The sequence below is a fragment of the Cnuella takakiae genome, assembly GCF_001953305.1.
GTDB classification, from domain to species: Bacteria; Bacteroidota; Bacteroidia; order Chitinophagales; family Chitinophagaceae; genus Flavisolibacter; species Flavisolibacter takakiae.
In genome coordinates this window covers 5,337,873-5,364,011 of the sequence record NZ_MTFE01000010.1, presented here as the reverse complement: position 1 = coordinate 5,364,011, position 26,139 = coordinate 5,337,873, and the positions used below count along the sequence as shown (strand labels likewise).

Annotated in this window: 18 protein-coding genes; 7 read left to right on the top strand and 11 right to left on the bottom strand. The window is 53.0% G+C overall.

What is annotated here, in order from left to right:
• The first annotated feature begins 420 nt into the window (after positions 1-420).
• Complete coding sequence (locus tag BUE76_RS22870; RefSeq protein ID WP_073041612.1) at positions 421-1,299, top strand: helix-turn-helix domain-containing protein; 879 nt, start codon at positions 421-423, stop codon at positions 1,297-1,299.
• A 75-nt stretch (positions 1,300-1,374) separates the two neighbouring features.
• Here BUE76_RS22870 and BUE76_RS22865 read toward each other — a convergent pair whose 3' ends face one another.
• From BUE76_RS22865 to BUE76_RS22815, 11 genes are all read right to left on the bottom strand, one after another.
• On the bottom strand, positions 1,375-2,145 hold the full coding sequence (locus BUE76_RS22865) for a ZIP family metal transporter (protein ID WP_073041614.1): 771 nt from the start codon (positions 2,143-2,145) through the stop codon (positions 1,375-1,377).
• Positions 2,146-2,346: 201 nt separating this feature from the next.
• Complete coding sequence (locus tag BUE76_RS22860) at positions 2,347-4,269, bottom strand: alpha/beta hydrolase-fold protein (protein WP_073041615.1); 1,923 nt, start codon at positions 4,267-4,269, stop codon at positions 2,347-2,349.
• A 151-nt stretch (positions 4,270-4,420) separates the two neighbouring features.
• Entirely contained in the window at positions 4,421-5,500 is a 1,080-nt protein-coding gene (locus BUE76_RS22855) for an alpha/beta hydrolase-fold protein (RefSeq protein WP_073041617.1), read from the bottom strand.
• A gap of 14 nt (positions 5,501-5,514) precedes the next feature.
• Positions 5,515-6,678 (bottom strand): alpha/beta hydrolase, encoded by a 1,164-nt coding sequence (locus BUE76_RS22850; RefSeq protein WP_073041619.1) that lies wholly within the window; start codon positions 6,676-6,678, stop codon positions 5,515-5,517.
• A 113-nt stretch (positions 6,679-6,791) separates the two neighbouring features.
• Positions 6,792-7,919: an esterase gene (locus BUE76_RS22845; RefSeq protein WP_073042097.1), complete on the bottom strand. Its 1,128-nt coding sequence runs from the start codon at positions 7,917-7,919 to the stop codon at positions 6,792-6,794.
• Between the two features lie 56 nt (positions 7,920-7,975).
• The gene (locus tag BUE76_RS22840) at positions 7,976-8,842 is read right to left on the bottom strand and encodes an alpha/beta hydrolase (protein WP_073041621.1); all 867 of its coding nucleotides are present in this window, start codon (positions 8,840-8,842) and stop codon (positions 7,976-7,978) included.
• Between the two features lie 175 nt (positions 8,843-9,017).
• Complete coding sequence (locus BUE76_RS25225; protein ID WP_073041623.1) at positions 9,018-10,244, bottom strand: alpha/beta hydrolase; 1,227 nt, start codon at positions 10,242-10,244, stop codon at positions 9,018-9,020.
• Positions 10,245-10,429: 185 nt separating this feature from the next.
• On the bottom strand, positions 10,430-11,257 hold the full coding sequence (locus BUE76_RS22830) for a fumarylacetoacetate hydrolase family protein (RefSeq protein ID WP_073041625.1): 828 nt from the start codon (positions 11,255-11,257) through the stop codon (positions 10,430-10,432).
• 230 nt (positions 11,258-11,487) lie between these two features.
• Complete coding sequence (locus BUE76_RS22825) at positions 11,488-13,230, bottom strand: IlvD/Edd family dehydratase (RefSeq protein WP_073041628.1); 1,743 nt, start codon at positions 13,228-13,230, stop codon at positions 11,488-11,490.
• A 176-nt stretch (positions 13,231-13,406) separates the two neighbouring features.
• Positions 13,407-14,966, bottom strand: coding sequence for a SusD/RagB family nutrient-binding outer membrane lipoprotein (locus BUE76_RS22820; protein ID WP_073041630.1), 1,560 nt, complete (start codon positions 14,964-14,966; stop codon positions 13,407-13,409).
• A 9-nt stretch (positions 14,967-14,975) separates the two neighbouring features.
• Positions 14,976-18,143 carry a SusC/RagA family TonB-linked outer membrane protein gene (locus BUE76_RS22815; RefSeq protein ID WP_083596428.1) on the bottom strand — a complete coding sequence of 1,056 codons (3,168 nt, stop codon included), beginning with the start codon at positions 18,141-18,143 and terminating at the stop codon, positions 14,976-14,978.
• A 191-nt stretch (positions 18,144-18,334) separates the two neighbouring features.
• Between BUE76_RS22815 and BUE76_RS22810 the strand changes: the two genes are divergently transcribed.
• From BUE76_RS22810 to BUE76_RS22785, 6 genes are all read left to right on the top strand, one after another.
• Positions 18,335-19,225 (top strand): AraC family transcriptional regulator, encoded by an 891-nt coding sequence (locus BUE76_RS22810; RefSeq protein ID WP_073041632.1) that lies wholly within the window; start codon positions 18,335-18,337, stop codon positions 19,223-19,225.
• 11 nt (positions 19,226-19,236) lie between these two features.
• Entirely contained in the window at positions 19,237-20,763 is a 1,527-nt protein-coding gene (locus tag BUE76_RS22805; RefSeq protein WP_073041634.1) for a gluconokinase, read from the top strand.
• A gap of 32 nt (positions 20,764-20,795) precedes the next feature.
• A complete protein-coding gene (locus BUE76_RS22800; RefSeq protein ID WP_073041635.1) occupies positions 20,796-21,938 on the top strand; it encodes a bile acid:sodium symporter family protein in 1,143 nt (380 codons plus the stop codon).
• Between the two features lie 30 nt (positions 21,939-21,968).
• On the top strand, positions 21,969-22,952 hold the full coding sequence (locus BUE76_RS22795; RefSeq protein ID WP_073041637.1) for an RraA family protein: 984 nt from the start codon (positions 21,969-21,971) through the stop codon (positions 22,950-22,952).
• A 76-nt stretch (positions 22,953-23,028) separates the two neighbouring features.
• Complete coding sequence (locus BUE76_RS22790) at positions 23,029-24,306, top strand: mandelate racemase/muconate lactonizing enzyme family protein (RefSeq protein ID WP_073042101.1); 1,278 nt, start codon at positions 23,029-23,031, stop codon at positions 24,304-24,306.
• A 155-nt stretch (positions 24,307-24,461) separates the two neighbouring features.
• The gene (locus BUE76_RS22785; RefSeq protein ID WP_073041639.1) at positions 24,462-26,111 is read left to right on the top strand and encodes a hypothetical protein; all 1,650 of its coding nucleotides are present in this window, start codon (positions 24,462-24,464) and stop codon (positions 26,109-26,111) included.
• Positions 26,112-26,139: the final 28 nt, after the last annotated feature.

Here is a 26,139-nt window from a genome sequence, read left to right as displayed (position 1 = left end):
GAAGAAAAACTACCTGTTGCAGCTTAAAAATATTTGGGTAAGTCATGACAATCATGCCGAGGCCGCGGCATCTCCATGCACCTCCGGAGTACCCGTGTATACAAGGGGATGCTGAAACAAGTTCGGCATGACAGAACCTGAGGACACTGTCATGCCGACGCATGTCGGGATCCCCAGCACATATCGGAGTACTTGTATACAGTAGTAGATGCCGAAAAGAGTTGTGCATGACGCCCCTTGGCAACTACCAGAAATACTGCTGGTGGATAGATGAGATGGCCACTATATGCTTCGCACCAACTCCTTCTTACAACAGTATAGGGCATCTGTCTTATTTTAACCTGCTTTCGATGGTGCTGCTTTTGTTTGGGTTAATATATGTACATTGAAAAGCCCCTTTAGTACCGAAAGCCAAGTGTTATGAAAGTTTTGCCCTTTACCATTCCGGCCGCCCACGACAAGACCATCATGGTCCAGGAAGATATCCTGCCCCATTTTTACCCGCACCTCCACCGGCATGAAGAGATCCAGCTGACGCTGATCCTGAAGGGCGAGGGCACCCTGCTGGTGGGCAACAATATGCATGCATTTGCCGCAAACGAAATCTACCTCATCGGCGCCAATATGCCGCATGTGTTCAAGAGCGATGCCCACTACTTTGAAACGGAAGAGGCAGCCCAGGCGCACTCGCTCACCATTTTCTTTAATACCGACGGGAAGCTGGCTTCGCTTTTCCACCTGCCCGAGTTTAAGCATATCACCCATTTCTTTGCAGCCAACTACAGCGGCTTCAGGGTGCCGCAACGCTGTTTCGGCGAGGTACGCGACCTTATATTCCGCATCAGGGAAGCAAACGGCATGGACCAGTTCATCCTGTTTTTTCAGTTGCTGAAATCCCTTACCGCCACCGGCGATGTTGCGCCCTTGTCGGCACAGGTACAGCCCCGCAATTTCAGCGACCACGAAGGCATGCGCATCAGCAATATTTACAACTACATCATGCAGCACTGCCACCGCGACCTCACCCTGGAAGAAGTGGCCGCCGCCGCCTGTATGACGCCGCCTGCCTTTTGCCGGTATTTCAAGAAACATACCCGCGTCACCTTTGTTACCTTTCTCAACGAGGTGCGCATCAACGAGGCCTGCAAAAAGCTGCTGGAAGGAGGCTACGACAGCGTATCGGCGGTGGCCTACGATTGCGGGTTCAACAGCATCACCAATTTCAATCGGGTGTTTAAAACCGCAACGGGTAAGAGCCCGCGGGCTTATGCCGCCGATTTTTTGTGCAAGGCGGGCTGAGGCCCTATTGTACTGGAAAAGCGGTAAGTGTTGTATCATAAACGCCTGCAAACGGCAAGGCGCATCAGCAGCCAGTTAACCTTCCATTTTACTTAACACGAAAGCAGCCAGGAAGCCTAGCACGGTGATGATGCCGATAAAGTCGTGCGCTTCTTCATAGGCTTCAGGGATCATGGTGCTACTGAGCATAGCAAGTATGCCACCTGCCGCCACGGCTATTACCCCGGCATTGACCTGTTGGGGAAACTGGCTGAAAATGGCATAGCCCGCAAAAGAGGCCACACCCGATAACAGCATGATAGCGGCCCAGATGCCGAAGATGTATTTTTTGGAGCGGCCCGCTTTCTTCATGCCTGCCGTGCTCGAAAGGGATTCCGGTACATTGGACAAAAAGATGGCTACTACTGCTGCCAAACTCACCACCCCGCCATGGATCAGCGAAATGCCTATGGCTACCGACTCGGGGATGCCATCAATCAGTGCGCCTACGGCAATGGCTGTTCCGCTGCTTGGGTGATCTTTTTCGGCGGCCTGCTGTGCCCCCGACCGTTTGCGGTGGCGGGCACCCTGCCTGTTCAGCAGGTAGTTGGCAAGGGTATACATCAGGGCACCTGTGAGAAAGCCGATTGCTGCTGCGCCAAAGCCGCCGCTCTGGTAGGCTTCGTCCATCAACTCAAAGGCCAGTGCCGATATCAGCACGCCACTGCCAAAGGCCATGATCATCCCGATGATGCGGGCAGGCACCTGTTTGAAATAGCCAATGAACGCACCAACCAGCAGGGCAGATCCGGACACCAAACCCCAGAAACTGGCTTTAAGCCACAAGGGGAATGCAAAAGCCAACATGCTTGAAAGTTGCATAAAGGTACCTGTTCAATTCCTGTACCGCAAATTGGTGCGCATGGGCAATTTTGATCCCTATGGCACTTACTAAAAAACAACTGGAGCAGGAAGTGCAGTTGCTGTATTCGGGACACTGCAACAATCCTGCTCCAGTTCCTTACCTGCACAAAGCCATATCAATCCAAAATAATTTCTAGGCTCCTCTTATTGAAACAACACCTGTGCAAAATTATACAGGTTGTTGCGCCACACGGGCCAGGTATGTCCGCCGGGGTATTCGCTATAGGTATACTTTACCCCCAGCTCATCAAACTTCTGCATCATGATCTTGCAGTTGTTGTAGGCGATGTCTTCCTTGCCGCCCATCGATATCCAGAATGATTTGATGTTGCTGTTGATGGCCGCTGCATTGGATTTCATAAATGCATACTGAGGGTCGGACAGCGCCGGCTGGTTGGCCCACCATCCGGAGCTGAATACGCCGAGGTAGGAAAACATGTTTTTGTTCTTAACACCGGCATACAGGGTTTGCAGGCCACCCATCGACAGTCCGGCAAGTGCCCTGTGCTGTGCATCGGTAGCTACCTTGAAATTCTTTTCTACAAAAGGAATCACCGCTTGCTTCAGTTCGTTTTCAAACATGCGCAGGGCGCCTTCGCCAAAGCCGCCGGGACCACCGGCACTCAAGTTGGCATCCATCATTACAATCACCATGGGTTTGGCTTTCTTCTCTGCCAGCAGGTTGTCCAGGATCAGGTCGGTCTTGCCCTGCGTGGCCCAGCCGCGTTCGTCTTCGCCACCACCATGCAGCAGGTAGAGCACGGGATATTTTTCGGTACTGTTTTCATAACCCGGAGGGGTGTAGATATAGCAGTTGCGCCAGTTATTGGTAACCGGCGACAGGTAGCGCTTGATGCGGAGGTCGCCGTGCGGTACATCCTTAAGTGCATAATAACCGCCGCCTGCAAAAGGAATCTCAATACCACTTGCCATGCGGCCCATGCCGTAGAAGGTTTCACTTGCAGGGTCGGCTACGGGCAGTCCATCAATCAGTAGCGAATAATAATGAAAACCTTCGCTGATGGAATCGGTGGTTACGGTCCAGAAGCCGCCGGTATCTTTTACGAGGTCGTATTTTTTACCCAGGTCCACCTGCACCTTTTGTGCCTCCGGAGCCCGCAGGCGAAACACCACGCGGCTATCGGGTAATACTTGCGGATACTTTGCCGAACGGATGTTTGATGCAGCCGGTGTGCCCAATACGGTGTACCTGGAAAAAGTTGCAGGATCTACGGGCTTGAACAGGAACTGCGAGAACATATACAAACCATTCTTCCACACTTTGAAATCGTGCCCGCCGGGCTCGAGGTAGTAGATATGCGGAACGCCCTTTTCGGCCAGGTAGTCGTGCGTGCGTTTGCTGAATGAAAGTAATCCGTCGTTATCGCCGCAGGAGATAAAGAGCAGTTTCAGCTTTTGTTTGGCAGCTGCCGCATCGGGTACCAGTTCTTCAGGCCGCCTGGTATTGGGCGCAGAGGAAAAGCCGCCTACCCATGCAAATTTATCGAGGTTGCCCAACCCGAAGTTGAGCGACTGTCCGCCGCCCATCGACAGGCCCGCAATGGCGCGGTGTTCCCGGTCTTTAAGGGTAGGAAATGATTTTTCTACATGAGGAATGAGGTCGTTCAGCAGGTCTTTTTCAAAAGTGGCAAAAGCCTGCACCTTGTCGGGCGCCATGATATTACCGGTGGCACGATCATCTTTCATGGCCCTTCCGTTGGGCATCACCACGATCATAGGTTGCAGCCTGCCTTCAGCGTACAGGTTGTCGAGGATCACTTGCGGCTTACCACCGTTCAGCCATTCCTTTTCATCGCCGCCAATACCATGGAGCAGGTAGAGCACCGGGTATTTTTTGCTTTTGGCAAAACCGGGTGGTGTGTACACCAGTGCACGCCGCGTGGTGCCCACTGTTTTTGATGTGTAGGAAATGGTGTCGATCCTGCCGTGTGCGATACCGCTGCGGGTGGAGTCGAAACCTTTGGGAGCCTCTTTTTCTACAGGCTGCGCAAAAAGCGAAAGGCTGCACAGTAATGCGGGTGCAAGGAGTGCTTTGAAATATTTCATGCGTTCTTGTTTCGGTTCGTAAGTTGAAATGAATATTCGAATCAAGTCAAAAGTCAAAAGGCAGAATTTAAAAGAGGAACACTGGTGTACACTACAGGTTTTTTACTTTTCACTTTTGCCTTTTGGCCTTACTAATACTGCTGATTTTTTATCATTTAAAAATCCCCTGCAAGGTCGTAGCTAGGTATTGTTTGCAGTTCATCCAGGTATGCCCGCCGGGAACGATATCGCTGCGCAGCCTGATGCCTTTTGCCGTAAACATGGCGATGTTCTGCTTGACGCTTTCGTACAAAAAGTCGTCGGTGCCCACGCTGATGGTGAACAACTTTAGTTGCTTGTTTACCTGCTCCGCATTGGGTGCATAAGTAGCCCCAAAGTTTTTCTGGAATTCTTCCGTTTGCGTATACGGCGCATAGGAGCTTACATAGGCAAACTTGCTGGTGTTGGTAAGCCCAATATTCAGGGTTTGCCCGCCACCCACCGAGAAGCCGGCAACGGCACGGTGCTGCGGATCGGCCAGTACGGGGTAATTGGCTTCTATGAAGGGAATGATGTCCTGCATCACCTCTTTGGTAAAATCGGGCATGGGTGCCGGCCGCACGTTGCCATAAGGCATTACGATAATCATGGGCACGGCCTTCTTTTGCGCAATAAGGTTATCGGCAATAAAATTTGCCCGGCCCACCTTGGTCCATGTTTCTTCCGTATCCGAACCGCCGTGAATAAGGTAAAGCACCGGGTACTTTGTTTTGCCTGCCGGGTTGAAGCCGGGTGGCGTGTACACCAGCAACTGCCGCGTGGTGCCCAGCGTTTTTGAAGGGTACAGCCGGTAGCTCACCTTGCCATGCGGAACTTTTTGCAGCGCATGTACCAGCGGCGTGTTGCCGGGTATGTCTACAATGCTGCGTTTGAAGCGTTCGTTGGCAAAGATGTAAGTGTTGTTGGGGTCGGCTACCGGTACGCTGTCCACCACAAAAGCGTAAGGATAGATGTCCGGTTTTACTGGGCCCACAGTGATGCTCCAGATACCGGAAGTATCCTTGGTCATGGCGTGGTTGCCGGAAAGAAATTCGCCGCTCAGCGAAACCTTCTGTGCAGTGCGTGAATAGTATTTGAACGTAACGGTATTGTCGGCGTGTACATCCGGCGAGCTGATGGCAGGCGGCCTTTGTGCAAAGCCCGAAGTACTGGCCAGCATCAAGGCCGTTGCTATATAAAGGGAGGGTTTCATGTGGGAGCGTCTGTTTATTTAAACAACAATTGGGCGGTTTCCGTCAGGTAGGTTTTTACGTTCATCCAGGTATGCCCGCCGCCGGTGATCAGGCTTTTGTACCCGATTTTTTTTGCATTGAGATAGTTGAGGAAGGTAGCTACATCATTGTACAGGAAATCTTCGGTGCCCACGCCTACCCACAGCAGTTTGAGTTGCTTGTTGGTAGCATCGGGATTGGACACGAGCGATGCATAGCTGCCGTCCATTTCGCTGGGTGGCAGGTAGGCGCTGTAGCAGCAAACCCAGGCAAACTGGTTCATGTTCCAGAAGGCAGTGCGGAGGGTTTGCCCACCCCCACGCGAGAAGCCGCCGATGGCGCGGTTGTCGCGGTTGGGAATGGTGCGGTAAGCCTTGTCAATGTAGGGGATGATGTTTTGGGTCATATCGTCCGAAAAACCGCGCATCCGGCGCATGGCGTCTTCACTTTCGCGGCCCACGGGGTCGGCAGGTTTGACGCCGCCTTTTTGTTCGGCAACCCTTGCGTCTACATTGCCATAGGGCATCACCACAATCATGGGCTTGGCCTTGCCTGCAGCAATCAGGTTGTCGAGTATCAGGTTGGTACGGCCCACTTTAAAAAAGGTTTCCTCCGTATCGGTGGTGCCGCTGATCAAGTAAAACACAGGGTAGCGGGCGGCGTTGTTCTTGTCGTAGCCCGGCGGGGTGTATACCACCACCGAACCCGTGCTGCCCTGGGCAGAAGGATAGTACTCGTAGCTAACGGCGCCGTGCGGCACATCCTGCATAGCATGCACCAACGGCGTAAATCCGGGCACATCCACCAGGCTTGCCTTGAAGCGTTCGTTGGGAAAGAAATCCTCGTTGGCCGGGTCCATTACACTTACGCCGTCTACCACAAAATTGTACGGGTAAATATCGGGGCGCACGGGACCGACGGTGATGCTCCAGATGCCGATGCTGTCCTTGGTCATGGGCACATTGGCGGCGCCAAACTGCCCGCCTGAAAGCCGTACTTCTTTTGCCGCTGGTGCCAGGTAGCGGAAGCTTACTTTCTTATCGGGCAGCACCTGTGGCGATACCACAAAGGGCCCGCGGGGCGGCTGCGCCAGGGCGATGGCCGAGAGGCAAAAGACAGCCCAGGTGAAAAGCATTTTTAAAACAGGGAAATGGCGCATGGTGTTCCTGGTTGAAATCTATGTGATAAAATGTCTTTTATAGAACGGGGGCTCGCCATGGGGGCGCAATGCCATCAGCAAAGAACCCGGGCGAACCCTGGGTCTGTTCTTTTTTATTTAAAAAGCTTGGGTGCCACAGTTGACAAAAACAGCTTGCAGTTCATCCAGGTGTGGCCGCCTTCGGAGATAAAGGTTTCGTGTTTGATGCCTTTGTCATCCAGCACTTTCAGGTAATCGCCAATTACGGGGTATAGCATGTCTTCTTTGCCCACCCCGATCCAGAACAGTTTCAGGCGCTGGTTGGTGAGTGATGGGTTGGCAAAGGCCACGGCATTGTTGCGGTCGAATTCTTCTTTCAGCATGCCGGGTGCAAAGCCCACCACCCACCGGAACAGGTCGGGATTGTTGAGGCCCAGAAAAAGTGATGTGCCGCCACCACCCGAGAAGCCAGCTACAGCGCGGTTGTTGTTGTCCGCTTTTACCCGGTAGTTCTGTTCCACAAAAGGAATCATGTGGTCCAGAAAATCCTTTTTGATCTCCTGCAGGTTGTCCCAGTTGCGGAGGCTGCCCGAGCTTTTACTGATCTTCGGGTAGGCACGGCCGTAAGGCATCACGATGATCATGGGTACCGCCTTGCCCTGTGCAATCAGGTTGTCGAGGATGATATTGGCACGGCCCACCTTGGTCCAGGTTTCCTCCAGGTCGGTAGTGCCGTGAAATAGGTAAAGCACCGGGTATTTTTTGCTGCCTTCTTTTTCATAGCCCGGCGGCGTATATACCACCACGGGGCGGGTACCCAGCTCGGGCGAGGTATAATAGCGGTAGGCAAGGGTGCCGTGCGGTACATTTTGTACCGTATGCACCAGCGGTGTGCTGCCCGTGATTTCTACGAGGCTGTTCTGGAACCCTTCATTCGGAAAGATGGCGCTATTCTTCGGGTCGGCTACAGCCATGCCGTCCACCACGAAATTGTAGGGGTACATGTCGGGTTTTACCGGTCCAACCGTTACGCTCCACACGCCAGCTGAATCCCTGGTCATGGGCACAGCAGCCTTTTCAAATTGGGCACTCAGCTTTACTTCTTTTGCCGCAGGCGCATACAGTTTGAAGGCAACCGTGTTGTCTGCCTTTACTTCGGGCGAACTGAACTGCGGTACCCGGGCGGCTTGGGCCATTGCCACCGTAGTGCAGCATAGCGCCACACCCGTCAAGAAGGAATGGAAGGTTCTGTAGTGATGCATAAGCAAGTTTTGTTTGATCAATGCCGGTAGTGTGCGGGCTTGTTTGGGATTTGCTGCTACAGCCACTTATTCTTTTTCATCCACAGCAGCAGGGAGTCGAACCAGTCGGGCTGGCGGAAAATAAACCCGTGGCCGCCCCTTGGATAAATATGCATTTCCGCATCCACCTTGTGATGGCGCAGGCTTTCGAAGTAAAGGATGCTGTTGTCCACATCAACGGTTTTGTCGTCGGCGGTGTGGGTGATATAGGCCGGCGGGGTATTGTCCCTTACCTGCAACTCGTTGGAGAATAGTGCTACCTGTTCCTTCGAAGGATTTTTACCCAGCAGGCCATCTCGCGACCCCTGGTGGGTAAGGCTGTCGCGCATACTGATAACGGGGTATACCACCACTTGGAAGTCGGGGCGCAGGCTGGTGTTGTTCCTGTTTTCAATCACCGGTTGTTCAAAATGCGTAGCCGCCGTAGATGCCAGGTGACCACCTGCCGAAAAACCAACGATGCCCAGTTTCTTTGCATCCACGCCCCACCTGGTTGCATTTTCCCGCACATACTTGATGGCTTGCTGTGCATCCTGCAGGGGGCCGATGCTTTTCTGCTCCATTATGGAATCGTCGGGGAGGCGGTACTTGAGTACAAAGGCGGTAATGCCATTTTGGGCAAATTGCTTGGCGGTGCCGATGCCTTCGCCCTGGTACACCACCACGCCATAGCCGCCACCGGGAATGATGATCACGGCCGTACCAGTAGCTTTTTCTTTTTCCGGTAAATAAACCTCCAGCGTGGGGCGGGTGACGTTGCGGTACATGCCCTGGTTGAAGGTTTCTTTCCTTTCGGTTTGTTTCGAATTAGGGACCGTGCCCGTATAAAGTTGCACTACCTCCTGGGCACCCAGGGCGGAGGAAAGGAACAGACAAAGTGCCATCGGTAATTTGCCTGCATGCTTTAGGGAAGCTGGTCGTGTAAACAAGGTAGTTTTCACAAGTTTGTGTTTGAATGGATGCGACTGAATAACTGGTCTTTATTGCCCGTGCTGGCGGCAACCAGATTAAATTCAATAGCAGCACCGGGGTGCTGCTATTGAATGAATGCCTTATTGACTATTTAAAAAGCAGGGGAGCCATTTGGTACAGGCTGCGGCGCCAGGTTTGGAATTCGTGGGCCGTATTGGGCGAAACATAAGTACCTACATTGTAGCCAGCCGCTTTTAAATCAGCTTCCACCTTAGGAAGCGCTTCCGCTCCGCGTGTTTCTTTGCTGCCGTAAGTGATATAAATAAGCTTAGGCTTCATCTTGCCCTGTAATTCTTCCGGCGTATAGTTGCCGCCACTCAATAACCCCCAGTAGCCAAATACCTCGGGCTGGGCCAGGGTGATGAACTTTGTTTCGGCAGCACCCATGGACAATCCGGCCATTGCACGGCCGTTGCGGTTGGCAATGGTGCGGAAATGTGCGTCAACATAAGGTACCAACTCGTCTACCAGCACCTGCTGGAAGCCATTGTTGGCAATCATGGCAGCCATGCCGCCACCCGGGCGGGCGGGAGCCGGTGTAGTACCCGCAGCCGGAGCGGCACCGGTAGCAGGAGCGGCACTACCCGGAGCGGGGGCAGGCGCCGGGCGAGGCGCACCCGGGCGGGCACCAGTATTGGTCATGCCATAGGTCATCACCACGATAAAGGGTTTGGTTCTGCCCTCGGCAATCATATTGTCCATGATCAGGTTGGCCTTGCCCTGGATGCCCCAGGAGGTTTCATTTTCCCCCCAGCCGTGCTGGAGGTACAATACCGGGTATTTGGTTTTCCCGTTTTCGTAGCCCGGAGGGGTGTACACGTAGGCCACCCTGGATGTGTTGGTGCTTTTGGAAGGAAACAGTACCTGGTGTACATGACCGTGCGGTACGTCTTTCAGGGCATAGAAGTCCTGATCTTTGGCGGGTATTTCAATACCGCTTTCCCAACGCTGGGAGCCATAAAAGTTGCCGGTGCCGGGATCATTATAAACGGCGCCGTCCACAATGAGGTGGTAGTAGTGGAAACCTTCATCCATGGGCCCGGTGGTAGTGCCGGTAAAAACGCCATCCGGTCCTTTGGTCAGCCGGGTGCCGCCTTGCCCGCCGAGGCCCAGGGTTACCCGAACGCTGTCGGCCTGTGGCGCCACAATCCGAAATCGGGCATAACCCTGCGAGTTTACCTGTGGGTAATCCTGGAAAGGCTGGTTAAAGGCAGAAGGTTTGAAATCTTCCAGCACAGCGGGCTGGCCCTGGGCATTGGCGGCGATGCTAAACATCGTCGTTGCCAGTAAAAGGGTTGAAAATCTGGATCTCATATGGCCATGTTTTGATGGTTGACTGAATGGGTTGAACAAAAGCAAGCGTTTGGTGGAACGATGGGTAAAGCCATTGGTTTTTCTTTTACCTATCGCCCGTATAAAGGTTAGGTATGCCGCCTGCACCCGATAGCATATTTGTGCATTTTTATGCAGCAGATGTTCAGCGGCATCATTCAGAAGGATTACAGCACTTCATTTACCAGCGTGCCGATGCCATCAATGGATATGCGCACCTCGTCGCCGCTTTGCAGGGTAAAGTCATTTTCGGGTACAATACCGGTGCCGGTCATGATAAGACAGCCGTTGGGAAAGGAGCATTCCCGGAACACAAAAGACACCAGTTCTTCGGGTGTCCGCTTCATTTGATCGATGCCGATGGAACCTTCAAACACGGGAGCGCCACCGCGGCCAATGGCCAGGTGGATCTGTGTGCCCCTGTCCAGCGGCTGGTTGGTTACAAAGACGCAGGGACCAACAGCGGCACAGGCATCGTAGGTTTTTGCCTGCGGCAGGTAGAGGGGGTTTTCGCCTTCAATGCTGCGGCTGCTCATGTCGTTGCCGATGGTATAACCCACGATCTTTCCCGATGATGTTACCACCAGGGTCAGTTCGGGCTCGGGCACGTCCCAGGTAGAGTCTCTGCGGATCTTTACTTTTCCATTCGGCCCTACCACGCGGTGCGGCGTGGACTTAAAAAACACTTCGGGGCGCTCGGCCTCGTATACCCGTGCGTAGAAGTCGCCGCCGCCGGCGTCCTTGCTTTCTTCCTGCCTGCCCACCTTGCTGCGGAGGTAGGTAACGCCACAGGCCCAGAGCTCCTGGCTGCCGATGGGCGCCAGTACGCCATCCACTTCGGTGCCGGCAGCAGCGGGCTGGGTGGAAATAATTTGTTGCAGCTTGTCAAACAGGTTGTCGTCGTTGATAAATGCATCCCAGTTGTCTTCCTGCACCACGTACGATTGCCCTTCATGGTGAACGCGGATCCCGCCCAAGGTTCTGTACAGTTTCATGTCCTTTTGTTTGTAAGTATTTGCTTGTTGAAAAGAAAGTTTTTAACCCGAATGAATATAACCAAGGTGGCGGAGAAAACAGGTGTTGTGCAAAAGCTACGCTTAGCATGCTGCTCTAAATCGCTATACCAGTAAATCAAAGTTTAAAAAGGGATGCAGGCACCGGTGCTAACCTGTTTCAAATTCTGCCTTTATACTTTTGAATTTTACCTGCTATTTAACTTCAGGTGCTAGTGTAAATCCCTTGTCACTTTACTACCCGACCCGCCACGCAGCACGTCCATGTCGGCACCCAGGTGCGCCTGCTGCACATGGTCGATGTGCAGCTTTACATAGCCCCTTTCGGCCATGGGCTCCGGTGGCTGCCAGGCAGCCCTTCTGCGCGCCAGTTCTTCATCCGTAATATCGAGGTGCAGCCTGCGGCCTGCCACATCCAGCTCTATCATATCGCCGTCATGCACAAAGGCTAGGGTTCCTCCCACGGCCGACTCAGGCGATACGTGCAACACCACTGTACCCGCAGCGGTTCCACTCATCCGCCCATCCGAAATACGGATCATATCCCTGATGCCTTTGCGCAATAGTTTTTCGGGCAGGTCTACATTGCCTACTTCCGGCATGCCCGGGTAACCCACCGGTCCCACGTTCTTCAACACAATCACACAGGCTTCATCAATGTCCAGCTGCGGGTCATCAATCCGTGCATGGTAATCTTCAATGGTATCAAACACCACGGCGCGGCCGCGGTGCTGCATCAGTTCCTTATTGGCAGCCGATGGTTTGATGATGGCGCCCTGCTCGCAGAGGTTTCCTTTCAGCACGGCGATGCCCGCCTGCTGCTGCACGGGTTTGTCGATGGTGGCAATCACATCCTGGTTGTAGCATACCGGTGCATGGTTGTTTTCGCCGAGGCTTTGCCCGTTGATGGTGACAGCATCGTTGTGCAGGTACTGCTTCAGCTGGCTGATCACCACCGGCAACCCGCCGGCGTAATAGAAGTCCTCCATCAGGTATTTACCAGCGGGCTTCAGGTTTGCCAGCAGGGGGATCTTGCTGCCGATACGGTCAAAGTCTTCCAACTGCAGGTTTACGCCAATCCTGCCGGCAATTGCCAGCAGGTGGATCACGAAGTTGGTGGAGCCACCGATGGCGGCATTCACGATGATGGCATTTTCAAATGCTTCGCGGGTCAGCACTTTGGAAAGCTTCAGGTTTTCTTTGGCCATTTGTACAATCCTTCTGCCCGACAGTTGCGCCATTACTTTCTTGCGGGCATCAACGGCCGGGATGGCGGCGGCTCCGGGCAGTGTCAGGCCAAGGGCTTCCACCATACAGGCCATGGTGGAGGCGGTGCCCATGGTCATACAATGACCGGCACTCCTAGCAACGCCTATTTCTGCTTCCAATATGTCTTCGGCCGAATAGCTTTCCACGATGGTTTTTTCCTTTACCATCCAGTTGAAGGAGCCGCTGCCCAGGCACTCGCCCCGGAACCTTCCGTTGAGCATGGGCCCGCCGGGAATAACCAGTGTGGGCAGGTCCACGCTGCAGGCACCCATCAGGGTAGATGGTGTTGTTTTGTCGCAGCCGGTAAGCAGTACCACGCCATCCAGCGGGTTGGCGCGGATGCTTTCTTCGGTATCCATGGCAGCGAGGTTGCGAAACAGCATGGTGGTGGGCCGCATGATGGTTTCGCCCAAGGAGGTCACAGGGAATTCGAGCGGGAAGCCGCCCGCTTCAATCACACCGCGCTTAACCACTTCGGCAAGCTCGCGCAGGTGCCCGTTGCAAGGCGTGAGTTCGCTCCAGGTATTGCAGATGCCAATGACGGGCCGCCCGTCGAAATAGTCGCTCGGATAACCCTGGTTGCGCAGCCAGGAGCGGTGCACAAAACCCATTTTATCGCTTTTGCCAAACCAATCAGCACTGCGCATTTCTTTATGTGCACTGGTCTCGTCTGTTCTTTTTTCCATGTAAGCAACAGTTCGTTGTATGTGTAGCTGGTAGTTGGCAGGGCGTACCGGTTGTTGATGGTCGCTGCCTGCCTTGTTCTTCCTGTTTGCCAGGGCGGGGACCAGCCCTTGTAGCGGTCCTCGCCCTGGTTGTGTGCACGCGTTCTTCGATAGCGCTGCAATGGTTTTCCGGTACCTTATTGCACGTCCCAGAATACCCGGGTAGTGAGGTCGTCTTTCCCGCCCATGCTGGCAACTGCCGCCTGGTAGTTGGCTGTGTTCACGTTCGATTCCGACACGGGGTAAGCCATGCGCCGTGCAAAGCCGCCCTGCAGGTTGCTGTTGAAATTATTGGGCACCAATGCAGGGAATGCGGTGCGCCGGAAATTGGCCCAGGCTTCCAGCCCATTCCCAAAAGATGCAATCCAGTACTGGGTATTGATCAACCGGAGTGCCTCGGCAGGGTTGAAGGCAACAGCAGGATGGGCCAGATAGCTGTTTTGCAGGGGCAGCGGGATGGCCGGACTTTGCACATTGGGATAAACTGTGTATTCATCCATGGCTGCTCTTACCCCTTCCTCGTAGTATTCCTGCGCGGTTTTGCCGCCTGTCAGCCAGCCCCTTAAAGCTGCTTCGGCTAACAGCAATTTCGTTTGTGCGTTGGTGATATAAAACACCGGGGTAGTGGCATTGCCCACCACGTTGAAATTGAGCTGCGAATAGTTTTGCCCCGTACCTATAGGAGCCCTGAAACCAGGGTAGGTGGGCAGGGTGGCATCGCTGTACCCAATGGGGAAACCAAACTGGTTGGCCATGGTGGTATCCGGTGCCGGGTTGGAAGGCGCTGCCGTCTGGTTGGGATATTTTGCCGCGATGTATTTCAGCCTTGGATCCAGGGTTGTTTTCAGCTGGTTTACCAGCGGCTCTGTGAGGTAATAGTAATAGGGGTTGTTGGCCCGCACCGAGTTGTTCAGGGGATTGCTGTAACCTGCCAGCGGCAGGCCTGCAGCCGTCATATACTTGATTACGGCATTGTCGTTATTGCTTTGCATCACACCACCAGTGAACGCTTCCTGCACGATGGTTTTGGCCTTGTTGGGGTCCAGCTTGGAATAGCGCATGCCTAGGCGCAGCAGGATGGCGTTACCAAGGCTTTTCCACTGGGCCACATTGCCGCCGTAAAACAGGTCAAACTTGTTGATGTCTTTGGCCGGGTCCAGTGCGGCGGTAGCTTCTTTGAGTTCCTTGTAAATGCTTTCGTAAATCTCTTCGTCTTTGTTGTACTTGGGATAATAGATGCTTTCGAGGTAGGCCTTGCCTGCTTCCTGGTAGGGCACATCGCCATAGCTGTCTACCAGCATCATGTAGTTTAACGCCCGCCAAATCCGCGTTTCGTTGTACAGGTTGGTGCGGGTGGCATCGGCTTTCACCAGGCTGATGATGTGTTCGAGGTGCTTGAGCGGTCCCGAGTAGGTATTGTTGAAGCGGGTGCGGTTAAAGATGTCCACATTGAGGTTGAACTGGAAGCCTGCAGTGGCGCCCAGGTTATAGGCATTTACAAAATGCTGCGCAATGGTTCCTTCACCCTCCCAGCTGCCTGGATCGGTGAGGCGTTGTGCATTGTTGAACAGGTAACCCGGGTCTACATTCACAACGGCCGCAGGGTTTGTATTCAGCCGGTCAAAATCTTTATCACAACCGGTAAGCATGGCCAGTGCCATGGAGGAGATCAGTATCAGGTTAGTTCCTTTTTTCATGGCTACAGTTTAAAATTTCACATTAAGGTTGACACTGTAATTGCGGGTGGTAGGCAGGGATACCGCTTCGTATCCTACCCGGAAATCGCCGCTCGATTGTACGGCTTCGGGATCGATATCAGGTACCCATTTTTTGATGATGGCCACATTGCGGCAGGCGGCGGAAAGCACCAGCCCCTTGATGTACTTGGTGCCAATCACGGGCGAGAAGTCGTAGGTGAGCGTGATGTTGCGCAGCTTGATGAAATCTGATTTGAATATTACCGGGTCGGCAATCTGCAGGTTGCGGTAATCGGCGTAAAACTGCTGCCCGTAAACAGGTGTTGTATTGGGCTTGCCTACATTGGGGCCGCTTTGGTAAATACCGGGGAATACCACACCGGTCTCACCGGGACGGCGCCCCACCAGCGATGCTTTGGAATGGCCCTGCCGCAGTGCGTTGAGGGCGGTGGACGAAAGCATTTTGCCGCCGGTTTTATAATCCATGTGCACCAGCAGGCTCAGGTTTTTATAACGGAAAACGTTGTTCCAGCCACCGGTAAACTTGGGCAGTGCGCTGCCGTGCAGCACATTGCTGGTGGTGGCGCGGAGGCGGCCGTCGGGGCCGAGGAGGATATTGCCCTGGTCGTCGCGGAGGTAGGTGCGCGATGAGATCTGGTTGAGGGGCTTGCCCACCTCGTATACCAGCGAACCAATGAACTCGTTGCCACCCGACCAGTCGGCCACGGTGGTACGGGTTACACCGGGGGTAAGTGCCAGCACTTTGGTGGTGTTATAAGCGGTGTTGAACGCACTGGTCCAACTGAAATTGCGGGTTCTGTACGGGGTGCCATCCAGCAGTAGTTCAATACCCCTGTTTTGCAGTGCGCCGAAGTTGATGGTGGTGCCGTTATAACCCGATGCAATGGAGTTGGTGATGGTTACGATCTGGTCTTTTGTCTGCTTGTCGTAAGCGGCAATATCGAGGTGGAGGCGGCTTGCAAACAAGCGAAGTTCCAGGCCCACTTCTTTTTCCCGCACGCTGAAGGGCCGGATATTGGGGTTGGGATTGTTGGCGTTGTTGATCTGCGCCAGCGTGCTGCCGTTGAAAGGCTGTTGTAAAAAGCCATAGGTGAGCTGTCCGCCAAATATCCCAATGCCGTTTTCGCTGCCTACATCGGCATAGGAAGCCCGGAGCTTGCCGAAACTCAGCCAGGGCGAGCTTTCCAGCAGTTCGGAGAAGACAAAGCTGCCGCTCACCGAGGGATAGAAATAACTGTTGTTGTTTGGATTCAATACCGAGAACCAATCGTTGCGGCCGGTGATATTCAGGAAGAGGAGGTCCTTATAACCCAGTTCGGCCAGCCCGTACAGCGAATTGATCTGGCGCCTGCCGATGCCATAGGTCTGGTTTTTCACGGTGCCGTTTTCGATGGTGTACAGGTCGCGTACAATAAAGGCAGTTGCATCCTGGTTGAAGTTGCGGTAGCGGTCGGTGAAAATATTGCCGCCAAAGCTGGCATCTATAGAAAAGTCGCCAAAGCGGTGGTTGCCACCCAGCAGGAAGTCGGCGTTGATCTGCTTGCCGCTGGTTTCACCCACCACATAGGTGCCGTTAAAGGTAGTGCGGGTGGGATCGTAATAGGCACCATTGGCGGGGCTGCCGGTGCCGGTGGGGGTGTTCTGCTCCGTAAAGTCAACGCCGTAATCCATATTGATACGGCCCTGCAGGTACAGCCACTTAAGCATCTGGTAGCGCATGGTAGCCGTGCTCAGCAGGCGGTCTCTTTTGTTGAAAAAGAACTGCCTGGGCAGGGTCCAGTAGGGATTGATCAGGGTTTGTGCAAAACCGGTTGTTTGCCGTTCTATACCGACTTCGTTTACCGCATTGGCCTTGTATACTTCAAGTGGCACGGTAGGCGAAGTGCGTACCAGGAAGTTCATGGTGCCGATGCCCTGCACACCTACCTGCGGCGGGTTCTCGTTCTTTTCGTTGGTGTAATTCAGGTTAAGCTGGATGGAGAGCTTGTCGCTCAGATTTTGGTTGACACCCAGGTTGAAGATCTTCTTGTGGTACTTGTTGGTGTACACGATGCCTTTTACATCCTGGTTGGTAAAAGAAGCGCGGAAGCTTCCTTTTGCATTGCCGCTCGATACCGCGATGGTATTGGTAAAAGAGGTGCCCGTGTTGAAGAAATTCTTGATGCGGTCCCTTTGCGGCGCGTAGGGCCTTGATACGCCGTCAAACTGGATGGTAGGTACCGCGTCGTAGCGCTCACCCCAGCCAAACTGGCCGGAGTTAACAGCCTCTCCCTGTGTTTTAGGACGGACGCCGTTTACACCCTGTCCAAACTCGTACTGAAAATCGGTGAGGTCGAGCACCTCGTCGGCGGAAACATTGGAGGTGAGTTCAACGCCAAGGCCCGAGGATTTGCTGCCGTTCTTGGTGGTGATGATGATGGCGCCGTTTGCGGCCCTTGACCCGTAAATAGCCGCTGCGGTAGCGCCTTTCAGCACCGTCATGCTTTCTATGTCATCGGGGTTCACCATCTGCAGGTTATCGCCTAAATCCCTGTTTGGCCCATCGGCATTGGTGCCCCGGGCGCCCTGGTCCATGGGCAGGCCGTTAATCACCAGCAGGGGCGAGTTGTTGGCACCCGCAAAAGCCGACTGGCCGCGGAGCCTGATCTTATTACTGGCCCCTGCACCCGCTGAGGGCGGCGTGATGTCCAGCCCTGCGATCTTGCCTTCCAGTGCGGTGCCTAAGTTGGTAGTACGGTTTTGCTGCAGTTCGTTTACCCGTACGGTTTCGGCAGCATAACCCAGCTTCTTCGACTCTCGCTTGATGCCCAGTGCCGTTACCACTACCGTCTCCATACTCTTGGAGGTAGGGGTAAGCGTAATGCTTACCGATTGCCGCCCGTTAAGCGGCGTTTCCTGGATGGCATAGTTTACCGAAGTGACCACGAGGATATCACTGGTGGCAGCGAGGATGCTGAATTTACCTGCATCATCGGTTACTGTTCGCCGTGAGGTTCCTTTTACTTCTACTGTTGCCAGGCTTACCGGTTTATTGTCTACATCTACAACAGTGCCGGCAACAGTTTGTGCAAAGGCGGCGGCAGATACAAGCATAAGGGCGCACAAGAAGCATAGCTTCTTTACCTGGGCGGAGGTCCGCCGGAGCAGTTCTTTCATAATGGCAAGCGTTTGTTAGCAAAAAAGGGTTGGACGGCGTGACGAAATCGTCTGAAGGCTGATACAAAGTATTCTAACATCAGCTCCAAAAACTTCCAAAAAAGAACAGCGTAGGATATTGTACAAGGACAAACGTATTTCTTCCTAATATCGTTGAGACGATCATTGCCCATTCCGAAACGAACGCTTGCATGAACCAGTACTTTTTAAGAAAAGAATGTAAAGAGCTTCATGCGTTTCCGCATATCATTGAATTTGCTTTCAAAAAAATCAGTACGATACAATTTGGTTCGCTTACAAAAGCGGCACACGACTTTCTGCGCATCTACTATGTAGCCGATGGCCGCTTTGACTGGATGATCGACAACCAGCACTATATTTTGTATCCCGGCGACCTGGCGCTCATATTACCCGGGCAAAGCTTTGGCGGTGAAAAAGACCTGCTGGACATCGGTACCGTTGCCTGGCTGCACCTGGGCCTGCAGCAGCTGGAGCCTACAGGTAAAATGATCATGGGCAAGTGGAGCCGCCTCAGCGATAGCGAGTGCCGCAGCATCGGGCAGATACTGGTATTGAACAACTGCCCGGTGCTATCGAAACTAAAAGAGGCCGGCACCCTGATGCAACACATACAACAGGAGTTTGCACAGCAGGAGATTGGTTATACCACCCGCATCAACCAGCTGATAGAAGAGTTGTTCATAGTGGTTGCACGGCAGCTGACACGACAGAATACTTCGCGCAGGGATTTCCCGCAAACTTTTATGAAGCTGGAGCAAACATTACGCGAAAGACTATCGCACCAGTGGACGGTAGAAGAGATGGCGGCACTGGTAGGATTGGGTAATACCGCATTTTCTGAAAAGGTAAAAAGCTATACCGGTTTTTCACCCCTTAACTATTTGATCAATATCCGCATATCGGAAGCCATCAAGTTGCTGAAACGCCCCGATGTGCATGTTACCGACATTGCGCTGGACGTAGGATTTTATTCCTCCCAGCATTTCGCCACTACGTTTAAAAAACTTACCGGTTATACACCCAGTGAGTTCAGGAAAAAGAATACCACCACACCCGAATAAACCTATTCCGAATGGATTGCATCGTTACGATAGAAATTGGCACCGGCGCTATCAGGGTAGCAGCCTTCGACCTGGAAGGGGTCATCATTGGCTCGGTGAAAGGATCTTATCCAACCTTTCATTCAAAGCCAGGTTACAGCGAGCAGGACCCGGAGCAGATCTTTATCACCATGCTCTATATGCTCAAGAATTTTTTAAATGAAAAGATCCATCCAAAGAACCATACGGTAGTGAGCATCTGCTTTAGTAGTGCCATGCACAGCGTACTGGCTATCAGCAAAACCGGGGTGCCGCTGGGCAATGCCATTGTATGGTCGGACAACCGTGCGAAAAAGGAAGCAGATGATTTGAAGCACTCCGATTTCGGTAAGTCGCTGTACCAGATGACGGGCACGCCCATACATGCCATGTCGCCCCTGAACAAAATTGCCTGGATCAAAAACAACAACAAGGAATGGTTTGATGCTGCATACAAGTTTCTATCCATCAAAACCTATATCATCCAGCAGCTTACCGGCGAGTACGTGGTAGACTATAGCGTGGCATCGGCAACGGGCCTGTTGAATATCCATTCGCTGCAGTGGGAGGATTTAGCCTTGCAACATGCCGGTATCAACAAGTCGCAGCTTGCCGAAGCAGTGCCTGTATTTTACGCACCTAAAAAATTGAAAAGGCAATACCAGACCTCGCTGGGATTGCCCGAAAATGTAAAGCTGCTTGTTGGCTCCAGTGATGGTTGTATGGCCACCCTTGGTGCCGGTGTTTGGGGCGATGAAAAAGCCACCGTGACCATGGAAGAAAGTGGCGCCGTGCGGGTGGTGGGTAAGGAAGTGTTGCAGGACAAACAACAACGTTTATTCAACTACGTGCTATCGGATGGCTATTATGTTTCGGGCGGCCCTACCAACAATGTGGGCGCTGCATTCGAATGGTATGCAAAACAGTTTGGCGATTTCAAAAAGGTGTTCGACCTCGAAGACTGTATCGAAGACCTGTTGATTGAAGCCGGCAGGGTGCCTGCAGGTTCCGAAGGACTTATTTTCCTGCCCTACCTGCAAGGCGAAAGAGCACCCATCTGGAATGCCAATGCACGGGGTGCTTATTTTGGTTTGAACATCAAACACGAACAAAGGCATTTTATACGGGCAACTATTGAAGGCATCCTCTTTGCCTTTTACAATATTGGCAAAACCCTCGAAGAACACCGCAGCTTTACTAGCCTTTCGGCCAATGGCACCTATGCCGCTTACCCGCTGTGGACCCAGATGATGGCCGATATGTTTAACAAGCCCGTATTGGTAAAGCAAAATTCGGGACCCGACAGCGTAGCCTGTGGCGCCTTCCTGGTGAGCGCTACCGAGATGGGCCTGTATAAAGACCTGGAGCAGGCAGCGCAAAAAGTAAAGCTGGCCGAAAACTTCCAGCCCAACGCGCAACACCATGAAATATACATGAAGCTCTTTGCCATCTTCGAACGATTGAGCACAAAACTCTTCGATGAGTTTGAAGCCATCGCCGACCTGCAGCAAAATACCTGAACCCTCCCCACCGGATCACCCAACCACTTGCCATGAATACAAAATCAGTTTTCTCCTTCTTTTACGCAGCTGCTGCCGTTTTCCTGGTGGCATGGCTCATTGTCACCGTCCAGCAAATGCACCATTGGGGTGGCTGGCTGCTGATGCTGTCCTTACTGAGTTTAGCCATTGCTTTCAGGGGGCATCATTTCCTGAAAGGCTTTTCTTATACGGTGATGATCTTCGCGGCGGTCAGCCTTACGATGTACTATCCCAACTACTTCAAAACCGTTGGCGATTTCAACCTTTCAGGTCTCATCGTTCCCCTGCTGCAACTCATCATGTTTGGCATGGGCACCGAGTTGAGCCTGCAGGATTTCTCCCGCATCGTACAGATGCCCAAAGGGGTGGTTATCGGTGTGGTGTGTCACTACATCATCATGCCCTTCATCGGCTTTGGTGTTGCCAATATGTTCAATTTTCCACCCGAAATAGCAGCGGGTATTATCCTCGTTGGCTGCTCGCCCAGTGGCCTTGCCTCCAACGTAATGTGTTACCTGTCGCGGGGCAACCTGGCTCTGTCCGTTTCGGTAACCACCGTATCTACCCTGGTGGCGCCACTGCTCACGCCCCTCCTGATGCAGTTGCTGGGAGGCAGCCTCATCACCATTCACTTCCTCGATATGGTATTGGAAATGGTGAAGATGGTGGTGATACCGGTGGCAGCTGGTATTGGGGTGCGCTACCTGCTGAAAGGAAGGGTGGCATGGCTCAACAAGGTATTGCCCATTACTTCCATGATCGGTATTGTGCTGATCCTGGTAGTGATTATTGCAAAGGGCAGGGATGCGCTGCTGCAGGTAGGTGGTATGATCATCCTGGCCACTTTTATTCACAACACGTTCGGCTACCTGCTTGGATACTGGTCGGGAAGACTCTTCAGGTTCAACGAACGCGACAGCCGCACCATCGCCCTTGAAGTAGGCATGCAAAACGCCGGTTTGGCTTCGGCACTGGCTTCTAAAATAAGTGCAAACCCCGCCGTGGCTCTTGCGCCTGCCATCTTTGGTCCCATGATGAATATCACGGGCTCGCTGCTTTCCAGCTGGTGGCACAACCGTGTGCCTAAAGATGACCTGCAGCCGGATGAAACAACGGGCGGTCAAAAGGAAGTTTTAAAAGCGGACCTTATCTAAACCTGTTCATTTTCAAAAAACCATATACCCATGTTCACACCCAAACGATTGTTGTTTGCCCTCACCCTGTTTGTCGGACTGAAGCAAGCAGATGCGCAGTTTGTACAAGCCAGCAAAGACGAACTGATTGCGCTCACTTCCGACTGGAAAGGCGAACGTTTTCCTGATGGCCGTCCCAAGGTGCCGGATGATATCATACGCCGCATGAAAGCGGTAACCATCGAAGAAGCCTGGGCCACCATCAGCAGCGCCGGTTTCCGCTACCAGATCGCTGAAGGCTGGGGCGAGATCATCAACCGCGACAGCGTACTGGTGGGCCGTGCATTTACTACTACGTTTATGCCGGGCCGTCCCGATGTATGGAAGGCCATTGACTCGATGGGTAAGAAAGAAGGCCGGCGTGCACAAAACGTGTGGGCCGTGGAGCAGCTGTCGAAGGGCGATGTGTATGTTGCCGACCAGTTTGGCGCCAAAAGAAACGGACCTACCATCGGTGACCGGGTGGGTACTGCCATCTATACCCGTACAGGTAATGGTATTGTTTACGATGGTGCGCTCAGGGATGTGGAAGGCCTGAAAGAGATGGGTGGCTTTACTTCCTTTTTCAGCAGCTATGATCCATCGTACCACAATCCCGGTGGTGGCCAGAACAGGGACCTCACTACCATGATTGTGGGCATTAATAAGCCAACCCGCATCCGCACCGTAACAGTAATGCCGGGTGATGTGGTACTGGGTAAAATGGGGGTGGTGATTTTTATTCCGCCGCAATTAGCAGAAAGGGTGGTAACTAGTTCGGAACTCGTTCGGCTGGAAGATATGTTTGGCCAGCTCCGCATCCGCGAAGGAAAATATACCGCCGGACAGATCGATGCACGGTGGGCCGACAATATTCAAAAAGATTTTACGCAGTGGCTTAAAGACAACGTGAACAAACTTCCCGTCGGCCGCGAGCAGGTGCAGGAAATCATCAGGCAAAGAGAAAGCACTTCCCAGCAAACCAATAGCTATTAACGGATAAGCATTTGCGGTTGTGCAGCTGCTGACCTCTTTGTTGACAGCCATTTATTTAACTAACAATATACTCGCCATGTCAAATTCAAGAAGATCGTTTTTATCTAAAGCCGGGTTGGCAGCAGCTTTGGCGCCTTTGGCACCCATAGCATCCTGGGGCCAGCCTCTGGAGCATGCTGTTGATAACCAGGTTAAATTCTCTGCGCCCTCCGATTTGAAAATTACCGATGTACAATGCGGATATATCCGTGGCAGCTTGTATGTAAAAGTCTTAACCAACCAGGGTATCTATGGCCTGGGCGAAGGTGTAGACGCCATCGGTGGCACCTATCACCTCGTACAAAACCTGGGAAGAAGGTTGAAGAACCAAAGCCCCCTGAACCCGCATAAAATCTTTGAAGACCTGCGCAGAAGTGCGCACTTCGGGGGTGGGCAATCAGGTATGTATGTAGCGGTGCTGTCGGCGCTGGAAACAGCCATGTGGGATTTGACAGGAAAAGCGTTTAACATGCCTGTTTACCAGCTGCTGGGTGGCAAGCTTCGCGATAAGGTAAGGGTGTATTGCGATACAGCCCTTTATCGCAGCCAGTTTCCCTCGCCAAAAGATTTTGCAGAAGCGGCAACGGGCGCAATTAAGAAATGGAACTTTGATGCGTTGAAATTTGACCTTGATTATGCCGCTGACCCGGATAAGAAAGACCGTTATAACTGGACGGCCAGCCCGGGTGAGATTTCCAGGATGTACAACCAGCTTGCCGCAGTACGGGAAGCGGTAGGGCCTAAAATTGACCTTTGCGTAGACATGCATGGCCGCTACGATTACGTAACGGCGCAGGCTATTGCCAAGAAAGTAGAGCCTTTAAATCTTACCTGGCTGGAAGAGCCCATCCCGGCGGAGAATTATGCTGCCTACAAGCAGATTGCGATGGAAACCAATACGCCTATTGCGGCGGGTGAAAACGTATATCTCGGCTATGGCTTCAAGCAATTGCTGGATAATGGTGTTGATGTTGTAATGCCGGACTTACAGAAATGTGGTGGCTTGGGAGAAGGGCAGCGGATTGCCAATCTGGCCAACATGTATTATGTGCCTTTCTCGCCACATATGGTAGCTTCTTTGCTGGGGGCGATGGCATGTGCACATGTTTGTGTTACGGTGCCTAACTTCCACCTGATGGAGTGGCAATCCTATTTCCATACCGATCCGATGTTCCGGGAGATTGTAACTTTTGATGAAGCAAACTGGGTAAAGGACAGCTATATCAAAGTATCGGAGAAACCCGGTATTGGCGTTGACCTGAATATTGAAGCAATGAAAAAGTATGCAACGCCCAATGTGCCGTTCTTTGTGTAAATGCATCTGCAGTAATAGCATAGCGCAGGCATCCATGACTTTCGTTCTGGATGCCTGCCGGCTGTTCTGAAGCTTTTGCTTGCACCATAATCCTGCTGCAACACAGCGCAAATGCCTGTTTTGCAGCTGCCTTAACCGATGCCTAAAATTGGTTTATGCGCAATCCATTTCAACCTTTTGCAGTAGCCGCTTTGCTCCTTGCCTGTACTGCAGGCCGGTCGCAAGGTATGGCTCCAACCACTTCACTGGTATATCCCGGTGTTAATGGCAGGCTGGTATATGTTGCCGACAGTTTGGGCAATAAGATACCGGACTTTTCCAACGCCGGTTACCGCGGGGGTGGTGTACCCATACCAACGGTGCAGGCCAAAGCAACCGTATGGCCTGTTGCGGGCGACAACGCTGCACGTTTGCAACAACTGATTGACAGCATATCGGCCTTGCCGCCGGATGCTTCCGGCTTCAGGGGTGCCATCCTGCTGAAGATGGGCCAATACCTGTTGGAAAAGCCCCTGTATATCCGGAAGTCCGGTATCATACTCCGCGGCGAAGGCACCGGTGATATTGGTACCATCCTCATCGGCAGGATGCCTAAAGAAGCATCGCCAAAAGGTGGCGGCCGTGGCGGCCGGCCGGCGCTTATCAATATTGCAGGCGAAGCAGGCGCAAAGCCTGATGAAAACAGCAAGCAAACCATCACGGATGCTTATGTGCCCGTTGGTGCTACCAGCTTTTCGGTTGCTGCTGCAAAGGCATTCAAAAAGGGCGACCGGGTGCTGGTGCGCCGCATGGGCAATGCTGCATGGATCAAGGCCATTGGTGCCGACAGCGCAACGGTGGGCCGCAACAGGTGGCAGCCGTTTGATATCCATTACGACAGGACGATCACGGAGGTAAAAGGAAACACCATCACCATTGATGCACCCATCTTTTGCGCTATTGAAAGCCGTTGGGGTGGCGGTGCGCTGATGCGCTATACCGATGAACGCATCGAGCAGGCAGGCATCGAAAACCTGCGGGGTGTGTCGGAATACGACCCCTCGGTGCGTACCCGCACTTATGGTAATATGGACCGCGACAAACTCGATCCTAAATACCAATACCAGGGCGAGGAATACTTTTCGGACGAGGCCCACTACTTCAATTTCATCAACATCAGCAATGCCAGGAATGTGTGGGTGCGCAACATCACCGCCCTGCATTTTGGCAACAGCGTGGTACAGGTAAATGCCGGATCAAAATGGGTGACGGTACAGGATTGCGAATCCTGGGAGCCTGTTTCCATCCGCATGGGCGCCCGGCGTTTTACCTACCAGGTTAATGGGCAGCTTTGCCTGGTGCAACGCTGTTTTTCGCAAAAGGGCCGGCACTCTTTTGTGCTGCAAGGACATGAGGCCAGCGGCAATGTGTTCCTCGACTGCAAGGCTGTAAATCCTTACTCCACCAGCGAGCCGCACAACCACTGGGTAAACGGGGTGCTGTACGACAATGTGGCCGCACCGCTTACGGCCAGGTACTGGGATTTTATCATTGGCTGGGCCGGCGCCAATATCGTTTTCTGGAATTGCGAAGGCGACTTCCTGGTGCAAAGGCCACCAACGGCACAAAATTATTCCTTCGGGCACGTGGGCTTGAATGCTGTAATCTTCAACGCCGGCCTACAGGATCTGACCAAACCGGGTGGCCATGTAGAGTCGATGGATGCACATGTGGCGCCCCGCAGTCTTTACCGCACACAGTTAAGGGAACGGCTTGGCACAGAAGCCGTGGCAGTTATCGCCAAAAATGCCGGCAACAGTGAGTAGTATTCGTTCCATTTATGTCTTGAATGAC